The organism is Bradyrhizobium sp. JR3.5 (genome assembly GCF_054057015.1).
The window spans coordinates 3,422,722-3,441,854 of record NZ_JBSRYV010000002.1; the positions used below are offsets into that span (position 1 = coordinate 3,422,722).

14 protein-coding genes and 3 pseudogenes are annotated in these 19,133 nt (G+C 64.8%); 4 read left to right on the plus strand and 13 right to left on the minus strand.

Features of this window, described 5'->3' with window-relative positions; genetic code table 11:
• Positions 1–94 precede the first annotated feature (94 nt).
• From ACVWW1_RS33270 to ACVWW1_RS33280, 3 genes and pseudogenes are all read left to right on the plus strand, one after another.
• The gene (locus ACVWW1_RS33270; protein WP_456658803.1) at positions 95–1,693 is read left to right on the plus strand and encodes an AMP-binding protein; all 1,599 of its coding nucleotides are present in this window, start codon (positions 95–97) and stop codon (positions 1,691–1,693) included.
• Positions 1,693–3,309 carry an acyl-CoA carboxylase subunit beta gene (locus ACVWW1_RS33275; protein ID WP_456658804.1) on the plus strand — a complete coding sequence of 539 codons (1,617 nt, stop codon included), beginning with the start codon at positions 1,693–1,695 and terminating at the stop codon, positions 3,307–3,309. The genes ACVWW1_RS33270 and ACVWW1_RS33275 overlap by 1 nt, the downstream gene beginning before the upstream one ends.
• Positions 3,306–5,286, plus strand: a pseudogene (locus tag ACVWW1_RS33280) (acetyl/propionyl/methylcrotonyl-CoA carboxylase subunit alpha). Before ACVWW1_RS33275 ends, ACVWW1_RS33280 begins: the two are co-directional and overlap by 4 nt.
• Before the next feature lie 180 nt (positions 5,287–5,466).
• Here ACVWW1_RS33280 and ACVWW1_RS33285 read toward each other — a convergent pair.
• From ACVWW1_RS33285 to ACVWW1_RS33325, 9 genes and pseudogenes are all read right to left on the minus strand, one after another.
• Positions 5,467–6,461: pseudogene (locus ACVWW1_RS33285) on the minus strand (ABC transporter ATP-binding protein).
• Positions 6,458–7,471 (minus strand): ABC transporter ATP-binding protein, encoded by a 1,014-nt coding sequence (locus tag ACVWW1_RS33290; protein ID WP_456658805.1) that lies wholly within the window; start codon positions 7,469–7,471, stop codon positions 6,458–6,460. The pseudogene ACVWW1_RS33285 and the gene ACVWW1_RS33290 overlap by 4 nt, the downstream one beginning before the upstream one ends.
• Positions 7,471–8,365: pseudogene (locus tag ACVWW1_RS33295) on the minus strand (ABC transporter permease). The gene ACVWW1_RS33290 and the pseudogene ACVWW1_RS33295 overlap by 1 nt, the downstream one beginning before the upstream one ends.
• 4 nt (positions 8,366–8,369) lie before the next feature.
• Positions 8,370–9,317, minus strand: a complete 948-nt coding sequence (locus ACVWW1_RS33300; protein ID WP_456658806.1) for an ABC transporter permease — start codon at positions 9,315–9,317, stop codon at positions 8,370–8,372.
• A gap of 85 nt (positions 9,318–9,402) precedes the next feature.
• Positions 9,403–10,998, minus strand: a complete 1,596-nt coding sequence (locus tag ACVWW1_RS33305; RefSeq protein ID WP_456658807.1) for an ABC transporter substrate-binding protein — start codon at positions 10,996–10,998, stop codon at positions 9,403–9,405.
• Between the two features lie 443 nt (positions 10,999–11,441).
• Positions 11,442–12,329 (minus strand): TauD/TfdA dioxygenase family protein, encoded by an 888-nt coding sequence (locus ACVWW1_RS33310; RefSeq protein ID WP_456658808.1) that lies wholly within the window; start codon positions 12,327–12,329, stop codon positions 11,442–11,444.
• 79 nt (positions 12,330–12,408) lie between these two features.
• Positions 12,409–13,107, minus strand: a complete 699-nt coding sequence (locus ACVWW1_RS33315; RefSeq protein ID WP_420831851.1) for a DUF2270 domain-containing protein — start codon at positions 13,105–13,107, stop codon at positions 12,409–12,411.
• Positions 13,108–13,229: 122 nt separating this feature from the next.
• Positions 13,230–14,780, minus strand: coding sequence for an AMP-binding protein (locus tag ACVWW1_RS33320; protein WP_456658809.1), 1,551 nt, complete (start codon positions 14,778–14,780; stop codon positions 13,230–13,232).
• Between the two features lie 90 nt (positions 14,781–14,870).
• The gene (locus ACVWW1_RS33325; protein ID WP_456658810.1) at positions 14,871–16,025 is read right to left on the minus strand and encodes an iron-containing alcohol dehydrogenase; all 1,155 of its coding nucleotides are present in this window, start codon (positions 16,023–16,025) and stop codon (positions 14,871–14,873) included.
• A 509-nt stretch (positions 16,026–16,534) separates the two neighbouring features.
• Between ACVWW1_RS33325 and ACVWW1_RS33330 the strand changes: the two genes are divergently transcribed.
• A complete protein-coding gene (locus tag ACVWW1_RS33330; RefSeq protein ID WP_456658811.1) occupies positions 16,535–16,837 on the plus strand; it encodes a DUF6916 family protein in 303 nt (100 codons plus the stop codon).
• Here the strand turns inward: ACVWW1_RS33330 and ACVWW1_RS33335 are convergent.
• The 4 genes from ACVWW1_RS33335 to ACVWW1_RS33350 all read right to left on the minus strand — a co-directional run bounded on the left by ACVWW1_RS33335 (position 16,819) and on the right by ACVWW1_RS33350 (position 19,039).
• Positions 16,819–17,379: an N-acetyltransferase family protein gene (locus ACVWW1_RS33335; protein WP_456658812.1), complete on the minus strand. Its 561-nt coding sequence runs from the start codon at positions 17,377–17,379 to the stop codon at positions 16,819–16,821. The genes ACVWW1_RS33330 and ACVWW1_RS33335 overlap by 19 nt on opposite strands.
• A 109-nt stretch (positions 17,380–17,488) precedes the next feature.
• Entirely contained in the window at positions 17,489–18,016 is a 528-nt protein-coding gene (locus tag ACVWW1_RS33340) for a phage tail protein (protein WP_456658813.1), read from the minus strand.
• A 9-nt stretch (positions 18,017–18,025) separates the two neighbouring features.
• Positions 18,026–18,529, minus strand: a complete 504-nt coding sequence (locus ACVWW1_RS33345) for a phage tail protein (RefSeq protein ID WP_456658814.1) — start codon at positions 18,527–18,529, stop codon at positions 18,026–18,028.
• 12 nt (positions 18,530–18,541) lie between these two features.
• Positions 18,542–19,039 (minus strand): phage tail protein, encoded by a 498-nt coding sequence (locus ACVWW1_RS33350; protein WP_176534149.1) that lies wholly within the window; start codon positions 19,037–19,039, stop codon positions 18,542–18,544.
• Between the last annotated feature and the right edge of the window lie 94 nt (positions 19,040–19,133).

The window sequence follows — 19,133 nt, forward strand, 5'->3', positions numbered from 1 at the left end:
GCGAGCGAAGCGAAGCAATCCATCTTGCCACTCGAAGATAGAGTGGATTGCTTCGTCGCTTCGCTCCTCGCAATGACGATGCAGGAGGAAACATATGGACAATCTCGCAGCAACCGGCGGCGTCACCGGGCCGGGCCGCATCGGACGGGTCGCGATCGGCGATCTCCTCAAGCGCGCCGCACGGCGATTCCCGGATCGCGTCGCGCTGACCGATGGCGGCCGGCAGGTCACCTTCACCGAGCTCGAGCGCGACGCCAATCGCTTCGCCAATCATCTGGTGCAGCGCGGGTTGAAGCCGGGTGAGAAGATCTCGACGATCTGCAACAACTCTGTCGAATTCGTCAAAGCGCTGTTCGGCATCCATCGCGCCGGCCTCGTCTGGGTGCCGATCAACACCATGCTTGGGCCGTCGGACATGGACTACATCCTCGGCCATGCCGAGGTGCGCTTTGCCGTCATCGACGACAATCTTCATGCCCAGGCAGACCGGCGCGCCGCGCTGGAAGCGCGCGGCGTGGAGATGATCGCGGTCGACCTGACCGGCAATGCCGGCAAGACCGGCTTGCAGGAGTTTAATGGTCTCCTCGAGGGGCAATCCGATATCGAGCCTGACATCGAGATCAACGACCGCGATCTCGCGATGGTCATCTATACCTCGGGCACGACCTCGCGGCCGAAGGGGGCGATGCATTGCCACCTCGCCGTGGTCATGGCCGTGATGAGCAACAGCATCGAGATGCAGCTTTCGCGCGACGACGGGATCACCGGGCAGTTTCCGTTGTTCCACTGCGCCGGCCACGTGCTGCTGCTGAGCTATCTCTCGGTCGGCGGCCGCATGGCGCTGATGCGCGGCTTCGATCCGGTCGTCTGCATGGAGGCGATCGTTCGTGATAGGCTCACCGTGTTCGTCGGCCTGTCGCTGATGTACCAGGCGATCCTCGATCATCCGCGCCGGCGCGAATATGATCTGTCGGGCCTGCGCTGCTGCATCTACACCATGGCGCCGATGGGCAAGCCGCTGCTCGAACGCGCGATGGCGGATATGTGCCCGAACTTCGTGCTGACCAGCGGCCAGACCGAAATGTACCCGGCGACGACGATGTCGAGGCCCGAGGTACAGCTCGACCGCTTCGGCAATTACTGGGGCGAGTCGCTGATCGTCAACGAGACCGCGATCATGGACGACAACGGCAACCTGTTGCCGCGTGGCGAGATCGGCGAGCTGGTGCATCGCGGACCCAACGTGATGATGGGCTATTACAAGGACCCGAAGTCGACCGAGGAGGCGCGCAAGTTCGGTTGGCACCATACCGGCGATCTTGCCCTGATCGACGCCAACGGCGAGGTGCTGTTCCTCGATCGCAAGAAGGACATGATCAAGTCGGGCGGCGAGAACGTCGCTTCCGTCAAGATCGAGGAGACGCTGCTGGCGCACCCCGCCGTGCAGAATGCCGCGGTGGTGGGCCTGCCGCACCCGCAATGGGGCGAGGCGGTCTCAGCCTTCGTCAAGCTGAAGCCCGGCGCGATGGCCGACGAGGCCGGCATCGAGGCGCATTGCAGAAAGCATCTCGGCGGCTTCCAGGTGCCGAAGCTGGTGCGTATCCTCGACGAGATGCCGATGACCGCGACCGGCAAGCTGCGCAAGGTCGAGCTACGCCAGCAGTACAGCGGGCATTTTGTGGAGCGCGCCTAGTGGCCATCATAGAGAACACCATTTCCACCGGCAGCGCCGCGTTCCACAGCAATCGCGACGGCATGCTGGCGCTGATCGCCCGGATGCGGGGGCTGGAAGAGCGGACGCGCGCCGCATCCGCCGCGGCCAAGGACCGCTTTCACAAGCGCGGCCAGCTGCTGCCGCGCGAGCGCGTCGCGCTGGTGCTCGATCCCGGCTCGCCGTTCCTCGAACTCTCGACGCTCGCCGGCTACATGTTCGATGTGGCGGATTCGGACAAGAGCGTGCCCGGTGGCGGCCTGGTCGCCGGCATCGGCTTCGTCTCCGGCATCCGCTGCATGGTTAGCGCCAATGACGCCGGCATCGACGCCGGCGCGCTGCAACCCTACGGCCTCGACAAGACGCTGCGGGTGCAGGAGCTCGCGCTGGAGAACAAGCTGCCCTATGTGCAGCTGGTCGAGAGCGCCGGCGCCAATCTGCTGCGCTACCGGGTCGAGGACTTCGTCCGCGGCGGCAACATCTTCCGCAATCTGGCGCGGCTGTCTGCGACGGGGCTTCCCGTTGTCACCGTCACCCATGGTTCCTCGACCGCGGGCGGCGCCTACCAGACAGGCCTCTCCGATTACATCGTGATGGTGCGCGGCCGTACCCGCGCGTTCCTCGCCGGGCCGCCTCTGCTCAAGGCCGCCACCGGCGAGATCGCGACCGAGGAGGAACTCGGCGGCGCCGAGATGCACACCCAGATCTCCGGCCTTGGCGATTATCTCGCCGAGGACGATCGCGATGCGCTCCGCATCGCGCGCGACATCATGGCCAAACTGCCGTGGGACCGGCCGGCGCCGGAGCTGGCCGCATTCAAGCCGCCGCGCTATGACGCGGAGGAGTTGCTCGGCATCATGCCGATGGACCACAAGCGTCCCGTCGATATGCGCCAGGCGATCGCGCGCTTCATTGACGATTCCGATTTCACCGAGTTCGGCGCCAATTACGGTCCGGCGACGGTCTGCGGCCATGCCCGTATCGAGGGCCAAGCGATCGGCATCATCACCAACAACGGGCCGCTCGATGTGCCCGGCGCCAACAAGGCGACGCATTTCATCCAGGCCTGCTGCCAGTCGCGCACGCCGATCCTCTACATGAACAACACCACCGGCTACATGGTCGGCCGCGCCTATGAAGAGGCCGGCATGATCAAGCACGGCTCGAAGATGATCCAGGCCGTGACCTCGGCGACGGTGCCGCAGATCACGCTGTATTGCGGCGCCTCGTTCGGCGCCGGCAATTACGGCATGTGCGGCCGCGGCTTCCATCCACGCTTCTGCTTCTCTTGGCCGAACGCCAAGACCGCCGTGATGGGCGGCGAGCAGGCTGCCGAAACCATGGCGATCGTGACTGAAGCCGCCGCTGCGCGGCGCGGCAAGCCGATCGAGAAGGAGAAGCTGGAGGCGATGAAGGCACAGATCACCGGTGTGTTCGATGGCCAGATGGACGTGTTCTCTACCAGCGCCCGCGTGCTCGATGACGGCGTGATCGATCCGCGCGATACGCGGACGGTGCTCGCCGAGGTGCTGGCGATCTGCCGCGAGGCCGAGGCGCGCAGCCCGCAGCGGATGCAGTTCTCGGTGGCGCGGCCATGAGCGGGACAATCGTGAAGCGGACACCGTTCTTCAAGATCCTGATCGCCAACCGCGGCGAGATCGCGCTGCGCATCATGCGCACGGCGCGGCGGCTCGGCTACGGCGTCGTCGCGGTCTACTCCGACGCCGACCGCGACGCACTGCATGTGCGCGAAGCCGATCAGGCGGTGCGGATCGGCGAGGCGCTGCCCGCGCAATCCTATCTGAAGATCGACGAGATCATCGCAGCGGCCAAGGCGAGTGGCGCCGGCGCCGTGCATCCCGGCTACGGCTTCCTCGCCGAGAACGAGGACTTTGCGCAGGCCTGCCGCGATGCGGGGCTGGTGTTTATCGGCCCGTCGCCGGAGGCGATCCTGACGATGGGCAACAAGGCCGGCGCCAAGGAGATCATGCAGAAGGCTGGCGTGCCCTGCGTGCCCGGCTATCAGGGCGCCGACCAGAGCGACGCCGTGATGCTGGCGGAAGCCAAGGCAATTGGTTTTCCGGTCATGATCAAGGCGGTCGCCGGTGGCGGCGGCCGCGGCATGCGGCTGGTCGCGGATGCTGCGGCGTTTCCGGATGCGTTGCGCAGCGCGCGGTCGGAGGCGCAGGGCGCGTTCGGCGATCCCACCGTCATCCTCGAGCGCGCGATCGTCGATCCCCGCCACATCGAGATCCAGGTATTCGGCGATCGCTATGGCAACGCCGTCCATCTCGGCGAGCGCGATTGCTCGGTGCAGCGCAGGCACCAGAAGCTGATCGAGGAGGCACCGTCGCCGGCGGTGACGCCGGAGCTGCGCGCGCGGATGGGCGCGGTCGCAGTCCAGGCGGTCAAGGCGATCGGCTACGAGGGGGCCGGCACGCTGGAATTCCTGCTCGATCGCACTGGCAATTTCTACTTCATGGAGATGAACACGCGGCTGCAGGTCGAGCATCCCGTCACCGAGGCGATCACCGGGCTCGATCTGGTCGAGTTGCAGCTCCGCGTCGCCAGCGGCGAGCGGCTCGGCCTGAGGCAGGAGGACATCACCTTCTCCGGTCATGCCATCGAGGTGCGGCTCTGCTCGGAGGATGCCGGGCATGATTTCATGCCGCAATCCGGCACGATGGCGCGGTGGCAGGTGCCTGAAGGCATCCGCGTCGAGCACGCATTGCAGTCCGGCTCGGAGATTCCGTCGTTCTACGATTCGATGATCGCCAAGGTGATCAGCCACGGCGCAATCCGTGATGAATCGCGCGGCAAGCTGATCTGCGCGCTGGAGCAGGTCACGGCCTTCGGCGTCACCACCAATCAGGGTTTCCTGATCGACTGCCTGCGTCATCCGGTCTTTGCCAAGGGCGAGGCGACCACGGCCTTCATCGGCAACAACCGCGATACCCTGCTGGCGTCCCCGGCCCGATCGCGGCAGCGACCTCGCGCTCGCGGCGCTGCTGCTCTATGTCACCAATCCGCACGCGCCGCCATGGCAGCGCGGCCGCTCGCTGTCGGCGACATTCCCGCTCGGCTTGCGGATCGATCTCGGTCACGGCGTGCAGGAGATCGAGATTGTCCGCGAGCGCGACGGCAGCTACCGCGCGGCTCGCAACGGCGATCGCTTCAGCTTCGAGATCGACGAACTCGATCAGGACAACATCCGTTTCCACCACGATGGTTTGATGGAGCAGGCCAGGTTCCTGCGCGACGGCGATCGGCTCCATATCCTGCATCGTGGCGTCACTCTGGTAGCGCGCGATCTGACGCTCGCGCCGCCGGAGAGCGCTGCGGCCGCCGGTGGCGACGGCAAGGTCCGTGCGGCGATGAACGGCCGGGTCGTCGCGGTGCTGGTGAAGGCCGGCGACAAGGTCGCGGCCGGCCAACCGGTGCTGACGCTGGAGGCGATGAAGATGGAGCACGTGCATACGGCGGGTGTCGCGGGCACGGTGTCGTCGATCGACGTTGCCGAGGGCGAGCAGGTGACGACGGGGAAGATCGTGGTGGAGATCGAGGCGGCGGCATAGCTACTGTCGTCCCGGGCAAGCCAACGGGTCGGCGCGAAGCGCCGCCGGATGACAGGCTCCGCGCGACCCGGGACCCATAACCACCGATCGATGTTGTTGGAACAGACTATGGCCACAGCTCGGTGCAACAACGAGCAACGGTGGTTATGGGTCCCTGCTTTCGCAGGGACTACAGTGGAGTCACTCGTCCCGCCCCGTCCCATCATTCAGCCAGCAGGCGACCTGATGCCCCGTGCCGGCCGTTTGCAACGCCGGGCGCTCGGTCTTGCAGCGATCGATCGCGTAGCGGCAGCGGGTGTGGAAGGCGCAGCCAGGCGGCGGGTTGATCGGGCTCGGCACGTCGCCGTCGATCATCGGCGCGAGCCGCCTCGCCTTGGGGTCGGCGATCGGAACCGAGAGGCGAGCAGTGCTTGCGTATAGGGATGCCGCGGGTTGGCGAACAGCTCGTGCTTGTCGGCGATCTCGACGATCCGGCCGAGATACATCACGGCGACGCGGTGGCTGATATGGGCGACCACCGCGAGATCGTGCGCGATGAACAGGTAGGAGAAGTTCTGCTTGCGCTGCAGGTCGATCAACAGATTGATCACCTGCGCCTGGATCGAGACGTCGAGCGCGGAGACCGGCTCGTCGCAGACGATCAGCCGCGGGCCGAGCGACAGCGCGCGGGCGATGCAAATGCGCTGACGCTGCCCGCCGGAGAATTGATGCGGAAAGTTCTTCATCTGGTCGGGCCGGAGACCGACCTGCTGGAACAGCTCCGCGACGCGCTCCTGCTTCTTCGCGCCGGTCGCGAGCCCATGCACGATCAGGGGCTCACCGACGATGTCGCCGGCCGTCATGCGTGGATTGAGCGAGGCGAACGGGTCCTGGAACACGATCTGCATCGAGCGGCGATACGGCCGCAGCGCGCTCTTGCTGAGCGGTGCGATGTCCTCGCCATCCAGCTTGATGGCGCCGCTGGTCGGCTCGACCAGCCGCAGCACCGTGCGCGCCACCGTCGACTTGCCGCAGCCGGATTCGCCGACCAGCCCGAGCGTCTCGCCGGTGCCGAGCGAAAAGCTGACGCCGTCGACTGCGTGAACGGTGCCGACCTGCCGGCGCAGCACGCCGCCGCGCACCGCGTAGTGCTTGACGAGATCGGTCACCTCGAGGAGCGGGCGTTGCTCGGTCATGACGCCTCCAGCATCTCGCCGGCGCGCCAGCATGCCGCCCAGTGATTGCTCTTGACCTCGTCGAGCGGCGGATACTCCTTGAGGCAGCGGTCGATCGCGAACTTGCAGCGCGGCGCGAAGGCGCAGCCGGGCGGCAGATTGGTCAGCGACGGCACCATGCCGGGAATTTCGGTCAGCCGCGCATCGGTCTTCGCGCCCAGCGCGATCACCGCCGGCATCGAGGCCATCAGCCCGCGCGTATAGGGATGCAGCGGCGTTTCGAACAAGGATTCAACTGTCGCCTCCTCGACCTTCTTGCCGGCATACATCACGATCACGCGCTGCGCGGTCTGCGCGACGACGCCAAGGTCATGGGTGATCAGGATCAGCCCGGTGCCGAGCCGCTGCTGCAAATCGACGATCAGCGCGAGGATCTGCGCCTGGATGGTGACGTCGAGCGCGGTGGTCGGCTCGTCCGCGATCAGGAGCGCCGGCCGGCAGGCCAGCGCCATCGCGATCATGGCGCGCTGACGCATGCCGCCGGAGAGCTGGTGCGGATATTCCTGCGCGCGGCGCTCCGGTTCGGGAATGCGCACCAGCCGCAGCATGTCGACCGCCTGCGCCCATGCCTCCTTGCTACTCATCTTCCGATGCAGGCGCACGGCCTCGGTGATCTGGTCGCCGATCCGCATCACCGGATTGAGCGAGGTCATCGGCTCCTGGAAGATCATGGAGATGCGGTTGCCCCGGATGGCGCGCATCGCGGCATCGTCGAGCTTCAGGAGGTCGGTGCCCTCGAGCGTCACCGAGCCGCCGACGATGCGGCCGGGCGGATCGGGCACCAGACGCATGATCGAGAGCGCGCTGACGCTCTTGCCGCAGCCGGATTCGCCGACGATCGCCAGCGTTTCGCCGCGGCGGATTGAGAACGAGACGTCGTCGACCGCGCGGAACAGGCCGGAGTTGGTGAAGAATACCGTCTGCAGGTTCTTCACCTCGAGAACCGTCTCTGCCGCAATAGCGTCGCTCATCAGCCGCGCTGCCTCGGATCGAGGATGTCGCGCAGCGCGTCGCCGAACAGATTGGTGCCGAACACCGCGAGACTGATCGCGATGCCGGGGAAGATCACCAGCCACGGCGCGGTGCGGACATATTCAGCGGCGGATTCCGACAGCATGCGGCCCCAGGACGGATAAGGCTCGGGAATGCCGAGGCCGAGGAACGACAACGACGCTTCGGTGAGGGATGGTTGAGCCGAGCTGCGCGGTGGCCAGCACGATCAGCGGTGCGATCGTGTTCGGCAGCACGTGGCGCAGCGCGATGCGCGTCTCGCTCATGCCGATCGATTTGGCGGCTTCCACGAATGGCTGCTCGCGCAGCGCCAGCGTATTGGCGCGGATCACGCGGGCAACCGTCGGGATCAAGGGAATGGCGATGGCAAGGATCACGTTCGGCAGCGAGGGACCGAGTGCCGCGGTCATCACAAGCGCGAGCACCAGGAGCGGCAGCGATTGCAGGATGTCGGTCACCCGTTGGAACACGAGGTCGACCCAGCCGGAGAGATAGCCGGAGGTGAGACCCACGATGACGCCGAGCGTGGCGCCGAGCGTCGTGGAGCCGATGCCGACCGCAAGCGAGATCCGCGCGCCATGGACGATGCGGCTCCAGACGTCGCGGCCGAAGGAGTCGGTACCGAACCAGTGCAGCGTGGAGGGGGCGGCCAGCCGGTGCGCGGAATCGACGGTGAGCGGATCGTAGCGGCTGATCAGATCGGCTGATATCGCGGTCAGCACGAACGACAGCATGATGATCAGGCCGATTGTGCCGAGCACGTGGCGCTGCGCGAGGAACGCAAGCCGCCCCCAGCCGCCGGTGGCGTTGGCTCCGGCGCGTCGCAGCTCGCTGTCGAAATTGATCGTTGCCACGCGTTCAGTCTCCGAACCGGATGCGCGGATCGATCGCCGCGTAGAGCATGTCGACGATGAAGTTCACGACCACGACGACGACCGCGATGAACATCACGAGGTTCTGCACGATCGGGTAATCGCGCCAGCGCAGCGCCTCGACCAGGAAGCGGGCGATGCCGGGAATGTTGAACACGGTCTCGGTGACGATAAGCCCGCCGATCAGGAATGCGGCCTCGATGCCGATCACGGTGATGACCGGCAGCACCGCGTTCTTCAGTGCGTGGTGATAGTTCACGGAGGCCTCGGAAGCACCCTTGGCGCGCGCGGTGCGGATGTAGTCCTGGCGCAGGATCTCCAGCATCGAGGAGCGGGTGATGCGCATGGTCAGCGCCGCGCTGCGGAAGCCGACTGCCATCGCCGGCACCGCATAGATGGTCAACGCCTCGAGCCAGGTCTTCGGGTTCGGATTGAAGATCGGCATGGTACCGAACAGCGAGACCGAGGCCATCAGGATCAAGAGGCCGAGCCAGAATGACGGCAGCGACAGGCCGCTGAGGCTGACGACGCGCAGCGTATAATCGAGCTTCGAGCCCTGGTGCACAGCGCTGATGACGCCGAGCGGAATGCCGATCGAGGCGGAGAACAATAGCGCCAGCCCCGCAAGCCGTGCGGTGATCGGAATCCGCGGCAGGATCTCCTCCAGCGCCGGCTTCTCGGAGACGTAGGAATAGCCGAGGTCGCCGTGCAGCAGGCCGCCGATCCAGTGCAGGTACTGGATCACGATCGGCTGGTTGAGGCCGAGCTCGCGCTCGAGATTGGCCTTGTCGGCGGGATCGACGAAGCCCGCGGCGTCGAACAGGATGTCGACGATGTTGCCGGGCACGACGCGCAGCAGCACGAAGATGATGACCGAGATCCCGAACAGGGTCACGAGCATCAGGAACAGCCGCCGCACGATATAGGCAAACACCCTGGCTCTCTCCCTAATCCCGAATCTTCTCTTGATGCGTTTTCTCGACGCGAACCGGTGGCCACCTCGCTCGAAAACGCTTTGCCTACTTGTCCAGCCAGACGTCTTCGTAGCGATAACCGTTATAGGAGCTGTTGGACATGATCGTGACATTCTTCACGTAAGGCTTCCAGCAGGTGCCGGTCCGGGCATGGAAGATGATCGGGCGCGCGACGTCTTCCTGCAGCTTCTTGTCGATCTCCCAGACCAGCTTCTTGCGCTTGTCGAGGTCGGTCTCCTCGGATTGCTGATCGAACAGCTTCTCGATGTCCTTGTTGCAATAGTTGGTGTAGTTGCGCTCCGAGCCGCAGGCATAGTTCTCGTAGAAGGACTGGTCAGGCTCGTCGACGGCGTTGCCGGTGAGGTTGAGGCCGAGCGAATAGTCTTTGCGTGCGATCTTCGGGAACCATTGCGCGGTGTCGACGACGTCGAGTTCGGCGTCGATGTAGATGCTCTTGATCTGGTCGATCAGGATGATCGCGGGATCGCGGTAAACCGCGATGTTGCGGGTCGACACCTTGATCTGCAGGTGCTTGTCCGGGCCATAGCCCGCCTTCTGCATCAGCTTGCGGGCTTCCTCGCGGTTCTTCTCGATGTCGGGACCGTAGCCGGGGATCGATTCCAGCATGTCCTTCGGCATCGCCCACAGGCCGTCAGGTGTCGGCTCCATGGTGCCGCCGATGTCGCCCTGGCCCTCGAACATGATCTGGATGAACGCCTTGCGATCGAGCGCCAGCGCCAGCGCGCGACGGATGTCGAGATTGTCGAACGGCGGTCCGCTCGAATTAATGATGATGTTGGTGGAGACATTGTTCGGTTCCACCACACAGACCGCCTTGGAGTCCTGTGACTTGACGTCCTTGAGCAGCGGGATCGAGACCTCGGTCGGGAACGTCATGTCGAACTTGCCCGAGACGAAACCGAGGATCGCCGTCGAGCGGTTGGTGATAATGGTGAACTCGATGCCGTCGAGATAGGGCAGGCCCTTCTTGAAGTAATCGGGGTTCTTGGTGAGCTTGATCGATTCGTTGGCCTTGAACTCGACGAACTTGAACGGGCCGGTGCCGACAGGCTTGGTGCGCATCTCCGCCGGCGACACATGGCAGGGATAGACCGGCGAATAGCCCGAGGCGAGCAGAGACAAGAGCGCGGGCTGCGGCCGCTTCAGCTTGAACGATGCTTCATAGTCGCCGTTGGTAGTGACCTCGTCGACCTGGTCGTACCAGGACTTGCGCGGGTTCTGCCGGAACTTCTGCTGCGACTTGCCCATTAGCATGTCGAAGGTGCATTTGACGTCAGCCGCGGTGAACGGCTTGCCGTCATGCCACTTCACGTCCTTGCGCAGCTTGAAGGTCAGCGTCTTGTTGTCGCCGCTCCAGGCCCAGCTCTCCGCAAGCTCGGGCCGGATCGTGTTGGCGCTGTTCTGCGCGATGTGCTGATCGAAAATGACGAGGTTGTTGAAGATCGGCATGAACGGAATGTTCACCGAATAGGTCGCACCCTCGTGGATCGAGGCGCTGCCGGGACTGTCGCGGTGATAGATCCTGAAGATGCCGCCGGATTTCGGCTCGGCTGCGCGTGAAACGTCGCCGATGGTCAGCACAGACAACACCGCGACGGCCAGCGCTTGCACGCTCCGCATGGTCCCCTCCACGAATTTCGGTCTCAATGGCCGATTGGCATCGACGATACCACGGTGAGGCTGTCGGGCAACCGGCGAGGGCGGTGCGGGGATTGGCAATTCGGATGACGTGGCAGCATTAAAATTTCCACGGACGGGGAATAATGACTGTGATTGTGCGGAACTCAGTCTGTTTTGCTATGAAGTTACGAATCTCCGTTCGAATTCGATTGCCATTGCTGACGGGCGTGACGTGAAACGGCTTGCAATCAGCGACAGTTTGTCGCCGATTGCGAACGTTACCGCATACTTGTTCTCCGTCATCCTGAGGAGCGCGGAACGCGCGTCTCGAAGGATCGACGGCCACTGACCGGGCCGTTCATCCTTCGAGGCTCGCTGCGCTCGCGCCTCCAGCGACAAAGGCGAAGCCTTTGCGCGGGGATGACGGGCAGGGAGCATTCGCCTCACTCCGCCGCCTGCGTTGAGGGCGGCTGCATGTTCGCGACACCGTCCGCCTCGGTCGCCGAGATCGTGGTACGGATCATCAGGCGGCCCTCATGCGCCGGCCAAGGGCGGCCGCGATGCATGGTGGCGCGGTTGTCCCACATCACGACGTCGCCCTGCTTCCATTGATGCAGATAGCTGACGCCGGGCGCGGTGGCGGCTCCGGTCAGCTGCTCGATCAGCGCCTTGCCGGCATCGGCGTCCATGCCCTCGACGCCATAGGCGTGGGAGGCGAGATACAGCGCGCCGCGGCCGTTGACGGGATTGCGCCAGACCATGCGCCAGCACACCGGCGGCAGCGCGTCGACTTCCTCCGGCGTCGCGAGTCCGGAGGCCACCTTGCTGCGCGAATGCGCATAGGAGTGCCAGGCGAAGGAGTTCTCCAGCCGCTTGGCCACATCCTTGTCGAGCCGCTCGAAGGCCAGCCGCATCGAGACGAACTCGGTCTCGCCGCCATGTTCGGGGATGATGCGCGCGGAAAGGATCGAGGTCAGCGCCGGCACGCGCTTGAACGAGGAGTCGGTGTGCCAGAGCTGGTTGGCCCTGGCGCGCAGCTGCTGCCGATGATCAGAGGGGACCACCTTGCCGTTAGGTCCGAAGGTCGAGAGGATCACGAAATGCGAGCCGGTGCCCATCGAACCGACCTTGGTCGTCTCGGGCGGGCCGAAGCGGCGCGAGAAGGCGAGCTGGATGTCGTCGCTGACCTCCTGGCCGCGGAACACCAGCACCGAGTGTTCCTCGAATGCCGCGCGCACCGCGGCATAGGCGGCATCGCTGGCGGCAATATCCGAAAGCGTGACGCCGCGCAGTTCGGCTCCGAATCCCTCGCGCAGTGGGATCACTTCCATCGGCAAATCCTCCCTGACGTTTCTTGTTGCGGCGAGGTTAGGGGAAAAGCCTGCCAGCGGCAACGCGGCTCGCGCCGCCTCACCCCATCGCGATCAGTTTGTGCCGCGTCCGCCGGTCGGCGACCTCCATGCGATGCGTGACGAAGGCGAACAGCGCCCAGCTGGAATGGAAGGCGACGCCGGCCAGAACCACGATGGCTCCCGGAATCGGGCCGATCGAGGCGCGGTCCCAGATCTCGCTCACCGTGGTAAGCGGCAGGGGGTGGATCGCCAGCTTGCCGTAATAGGCGATGGCCTGGATCGCGAAGATCCAGCCATAGGTCCGGCGCAGCCGTCGGCCGATCGCCCGGGCAAGGCTGATGTGATAGCTCGGGCGGCGGTAGTCGTTGGCGAGCAGCTCGGTCCAGGCCGAGCCCGGCGAGGGACCTTCGCCGCGGATCATCGGCGCGTAGAAATCGGTTTCGAGCAACCGCGCGCGGGCGCGCCAGACGTTGAAGTAGCGATAACGCCGCGCCTCGAACAACAGAAACACCGTGACCAGCAACCCGACCAGCACCATCGGCAAAGGCGAAGCCTCCGCGCTGCTGTAGGTCGCCGACAGCGCGATGCCGGTCGTGACCACCGCCCAGTTGGTCGAGCTGTCGAGGCGGGTGCGCCAGACCGTGCTGCGGTAGACCTCGCCACGATAGAGATGGGCGAGCGCACCGATCTCGGCGGCGGTGAATTCGAGCCTTCCGGCCTGTACCGGCTCGGGCTCGCGCGGTTGGGGCGACGGCATGGCGGCCTCCGGCGAAGCTGGCTTGCGATCCCGGAGCATAGCGCGAAATCCGCGCGAGGGGCGAGTCCGTTACGCCGCCCGACGTCCCCGGCTGCGAGGGCCCGGCCCGCCGCATCGCCTGTTCATACGATCCGCGAGGTCTTGTTGCCCCAGTAGCGATCGCGCAGCAGGCGCTTGTAGAGTTTTCCGGTCGGCAGCCGCGGCAGCTCGGCCTCGAAATCGACCGAGCGCGGCACCTTCTGGCGCGACAGCGAGCTTGCGCAGAAGGCGATCAGCTCCTCGGCGAGTTCCGGCCCCGGCGCGATGCCGTCGACCGGCTGCACCACCGCCTTCACCTCCTCGCCGAGATCGACATTGGGCACGCCGAACACCGCGGCGTCGGCGACCTTGGGATGAGTGATCAGGAGGTTCTCGCATTCCTGCGGGTAGATGTTCACGCCGCCGGAGATGATCATGAAGGTGGCGCGGTCGGTCAGATAGAGGAAGTTGTCGTCGTCGACATAGCCGACGTCGCCGACCGTGCTCATGCTGCCGTCCGCCGAGCGGGCCTCGCTGGTCTTGGCCGGATCGTTGAAATATTCGAACGGCGTCGCGGTCTTGAACCACACGGTGCCCGGCGTGCCCTTCGGGCAGGGCTGCATGTTCTCGTCGAGGATATGCAGGTCGCCGAGCAGCACCTTGCCGACGGTGCCGCGATGGGCGAGCCACTCCTCGCTGTTGCAGGCGGTGAAGCCGAGGCCCTCGGTCGCGCCGTAATATTCGTGAATGATCGGGCCCCACCATTTGATCATGTCGTCCTTGACCAGCGCCGGGCAGGGCGCTGCGGCATGGATCGCGATCTCGAGCGTCGACAGATCGTAGCGGGCGCGAACCTCCTCGGGCAGCTTCAGCAGGCGCGAGAACATCGTCGGCACCAGTTGGCTATGGGTGATGCCCCATTTTTCGACCAGCTGGAGATAGCGCTCGGGATCGAAACTCTCCATGATGACGACGGTGCCGCCCATCCGGATGGTGAGATTGACCGCGGCCTGCGGCGCCGAGTGATAGAGCGGCGCCGGCGACAGATAGACCATGCCCTCGCGGTAGTGCCAGAGCTTGGTCAGGAAATCGAACAGCGGCAGGTTTTGCGACGGCGGCTGCTCGGGCAGCGGCCGCACGATGCCCTTCGGCCGGCCGGTCGTGCCGGACGAATAGAGCATCGCGGTGCCCGCATATTCGTCCGCGATCGGCGTCGCCGGCAGGCCAGCGGTCGCCTGTTGCAGTCCGACGATGCGATCGCTTTCACTGTCGCCGTCGACCACGATGCAGAGCTCGACCTGCGGGCACTCCTTCAGCGCCTCGCGCGCGATGTCGAGCTTCAGCTTCGAGGTGATCAGGATTCGTGACTGGCTGTTGGTCAGGATGTAGGCGAGCTCGCCGGCCGTGAGGTAGGAATTGACGCAGGTGAAGTAGAGGCCGGAACGTTCCCCGGCGCCGCAGGCTTCGAGGTAGCGGTTGTTGTTCTCCATGAAGATCGAATAGTGGTCGAGCCGCTTCATGCCGCGGTTGCGGAACAGGTGCGCGAGACGGTTGTTGCGTGCCTCGAGCTCGCGATAGGTGACGATCTCGCCGGTCCCGGCCATGATGAAGGCCGGTTGCAGCGGGCGCAGGTAAGCATGCTTGCCGGTGTACATCGAAGCTCAGATCTCCCCTCAGCGTTACTTTGCTTCTTGTTCGAGCATGATCTTGTCGGAAAACCGCTTCGCACTTTTCCGGATCATGCTTTAAGCGGCCATCATCAGAATCTCGCGGACCTGGGATGGACCGTCGATCTTGCGTGGATTGCGCGGCACCCAGGGCGTACGCATCGCACCCGCCGCGATGCGGTCGAAATGCTCAGGGCCGACGTTGACCTCCCTCAGGCTGCGCGGCATGCCGAGGTCGCGGATGAAGCGGTCGAGCACGTCGCCGGCGTCCGCGCCCGGATGACCCATCGCGGCCGCGACCAGCGCCTGCCGGTCGGCATTGTCGCTCCTGTTCCAGCGCATCACCGCCGGCAGCATCACGCATGAGGTGTAGCCGTGCGGCACGTCGAACTCGGCGCCGAGCACGTAGCCGATGCCGTGGCTCGCGCCCATCGGCACGCCGGAGGCGAGCGGGCCGGTCGACAGCCAGGTGCCGATCTGGCAATCCATCCGCGCCGGGATGTCCTTCGGGTCGGCCTTCACCCGCGGCAGGCCCTGCGCCAGCATCTCGAGCCCCTTCAGCGCCTGCGCATCGCCGTAGGGATGTGCCTCGCGCGAGCAGATGCCCTCGACGCAATGATCGACCGCGCGGATGCCGGTCGACAGGAACAGCCAGTCCGGCGTGTGCACCGAGATATCCGGATCGAGGATGGTGGCGCGCGGCATCACCAGGGGATGGCGCAGCATCTCCTTCTGCCGCTTGGCCTCGTTGGTGACGCCTGCGATCGACGAGAACTCGCCGCCGGCGATCGTGGTCGGCACGCTGATCTGGCGCACGGCCGGAGGATTCATCTCGGGCGAGACGCCGCCGCGGGTGCGGATCGTGTCGATGCCGTCGGATGTCGTGACGTTGTTGGCGAGGCAAAGCTGCACCGCCTTGGCGCCGTCGGTGATCGAACCGCCGCCGATGGTGACGATCAGATCGGCCTTCGCATCACGCGCCTGTGCCGCCGCCGCGATGACCGCGGCGCGCGGCGTATGCGCCGGCATCTGGTCGAAGGTGCCGACACAGCGGGCGCCGAGCGCCTGACGGACCTTTTCGATCTCGTCGGTTTCGCGGTTCAGCGTACCTGACACCATCAGGAAGGCGCGCTGGGCGCCCAGCCGGTCCAGTTGCTCGACGATGGCCTCACGGGCGGGCCGCCCGAACACGACCTCGTCCATGGCGCCGAATACCACACGGCCTCGATGCACGCGGCTGTCCTCCCTCAAGATGGCCCGCCTTGCCGGCGGCCCTTTGCCGAGAGGTTAGCGGAGGAAATCGGGGCCGTCATCAGGGCTCTGGGTTGTACGGTCGGAGGCTCCGCGTTCACCGCCGTCGTCCCGGCGAAGGCCGGGACCCATACGCCGCAGCAGATGTAATGAACGGGACTCGTGATTCCGGCATCGCGCAACGACTTGCATTTGGGGTTATGGGTCCCGGCCTCCGCCGGGACGACACCGAGTATGTTGCGCGGCTTGTGAGTCATACATCTCCATCCTCGCGGCGCGCGGCGCCCGAGTCTTGCGTTTACTTGCCCTCCACTTGAGCAGAGAGCGCAGGGAAAGCCGGTGCGGCAGGAGAGGCACGGCTCCATCCACCCGTCATTCCCCGGCGCCCCGGAATGACGGAGAGCTTTGGTTCGGACAGCGGATGGCCGGCAGAAATCTTGACGGCAACATCGCAGCGTGTGTTACACCTCGAAGGCAACAGAGGCGTGCGCATGACATCCACCGTCGATCTCGCGAAACTGCATATCGATGACTTCCGGTCGCATCAGGGCGCGGAGTTCGAGATGCAGACGGCGGAAGGCGTCGTGGCGCTGAGGCTCACCAAGGTCGAGCCCGCGGGCAACAGCGGCCGGCCGGGCGGCGCGTTCTCGCTGCTGTTCGCGGGGCCGAAGGGAGCATGGCTGCCGCAGGCGATCTATCCGGTGCGGCTTCCGGCGCTGGGCCTGATCGAGATCTTCCTGGTGCCGATCGGCCCGCTCGGAGACGGCAACGGCTATCAGGCGGTCTTCACCTGACGGTCGGAACCTGCGGTCCTGCGCCAGCGCATCAGGTCGTAGACGCCCTTGTCTTCCTCGGTGACGAAGCCGAGCCGGCGGTAGAGCCGCATCGCCGGATTGAACTTCTCGACGTGGATTGACATCGCCTTGCCTGCGCCGGCGGCCTCGTCGAGCAGGTCGCGCATCAGCGCGCCGCCGAGACCCGATCCGCGATGTTCGGGCAGGAAGGCGATATCGATGACGCAATGCTCGCTCGGCCAGCGGTCGACATAGAGGCGGCCGATATCCTCTCCATCGCGCATCGTCACCAGCCAGTCGGCCGTCGGATAGTGCTGCTGGTAATGCGCATGCTGCGCCTGGAACTGCATCGCCAGGAAAGCGGCCTTCTGCTCCGCGCTCCACGGTGTCACTGCCAGTTCATCGGTGCGCGTCGAAGCATAGAGCCGCGACAGGAAGGGTAAATCGGCATCGGCGATACGACGGAAGCTCAGGCCCGCATCCGCGGCGCGCGTCCATCCGAACGCCGCGGCAGCCGCATCAGTGCTCAAACCATCCGTCATGGCCGGTCTAGAGCCTTTTCCGTTCCGATTGAATCGGAACGGAGCTCTTGATTCTTGTTTTGACGCGTTTTCTTCACGCGAACCGGTATCCACTTCGCTCGAACACGCTCTAGCTGCGCGGCGGGAAAATGCCCTGCAACGCGATGCAGAAATTCAACGTGAGATAGGGCATCAGGTTGTTGTGGGGCTGGCTGCCGCCGTTCGGCAGAATTGAACTGGTTGCCGAGAACGGCGAAACGTTGGTCAGCGTCGCCGTGTAGGCCTGTCCCGGGTTTGCCCGTGCAAGGGATCGTGCCGGACTGGGCGTGGCAAGCTGAGACTGATTGATATTGCCTAGAACCCCGTGGTTGTGCTGGGGCATCTCGCTTTGCAGCAGGGTCACGGTCGTCGTACCGGCGGTCTGCCCGATGTCGTAGAAAGTGCCGGAGGAGCTCTGCCCCTGCTGCATCGGCGCGCTGCCTTGCAGGTTGGGCAACGCAAAAGTGCTCTTGCCGTCGCCGCCATAGTAGGTGCCGAGCAGCGAGAAAAGCGCGGTGTTCTGCGAGATCGGCATGAGCTGGCCGTTGCAGAGGGCCCACCCCGTCGGCGCAAAGTCGAACGGAAAAATGCGGATCTCGGCCAGGAATTGATCAGACATGGTCCCGTCCTAGTTCTGGCTCGGGTAAACGCCGAACAGTGAAATGATGAAGTTGTAGCAGAGGTAGGGTTGCATGTTATCGTGCGGCTGGCTGCCGCCGACGAGCGAGCACGCCTGGCTCGCCATCGGCGAGGCGGCTGCGACCTCGCGGTAGATCTGGGTCGCTCCCACCGCGCCCACGACATTGCCGGTCACCGTGTTGCCGGTCGCGTTGTTCAGGGACGCTGCCATCGAGTGGTTGTGAACGGGGAGTTGCTGCGTAGTTAGCGTCACCTGTTCGGAGCCGCCGGTCTGCCCGATGACGAAGCCGCTGGTCTGGTGCAGCGGCAGCCGACCTTGCAGGTTCGGCAGCGCGAATGTCTGCTGGCCGTCACCGCCATAGGTGGTTCCGATCAGATTGAACAACGTGTCGTATTGGGAGATCGGCAGGATCTGTCCCTGGCAGAGCATCCAGCCAACCGGCGCAAAATTGCCGGCGAACATGCGGATCTCGCCCACGTAAGGCTGGCCCATGGCGCGCGTCCTTCAATTCCGGGAGGGGAAGATGCCCTGCAATGCGATGCAGAAGCTCAGCGTGAGATAGGGTTGCATGTTCTCGTGAGGCTGCGAGCCCCCGGCATTGCCGACGGTGCTCGGGTCCAGCGTCGTCAAATTGGCGGGAGCGGTGTAGAGATTGGCCGACGTCGCCATCAGATTGTTGGTGACCGCGGCGTTGTCTGCGCCGTTGGTCGTGCCCTGAAACGTATGCGGATGCTGTGGCATCTCGGCGATCGATAGTGTGTGGGATGTTTCACCGCCGGTCTGCCCGATCGTGAATCCCGACCCCGCATGCAGTGGCACTTTTCCCTGCAGGTTGGGCAGCGCGAAGGTGGTCTGGCCATTGCCGCCATAGATCGTGCCGAGCAACGAGAACAGCGCCTGGTTCTGATTGATCGGCAGCAACTGGCCATTGCAAAAGGCCCAGCCTTTCGGCGGAAAGTTGAACGACATCATCCTGATTTCAGAGAGAAACGGTAGGGACATCGATCCTCCGTCAGACGATCCGTCTCGTCAGTGACTCAATTAATGAAAATGCAAGGCAAATGCGGTCGGGCGATTACAAATGCACGATAGCGTG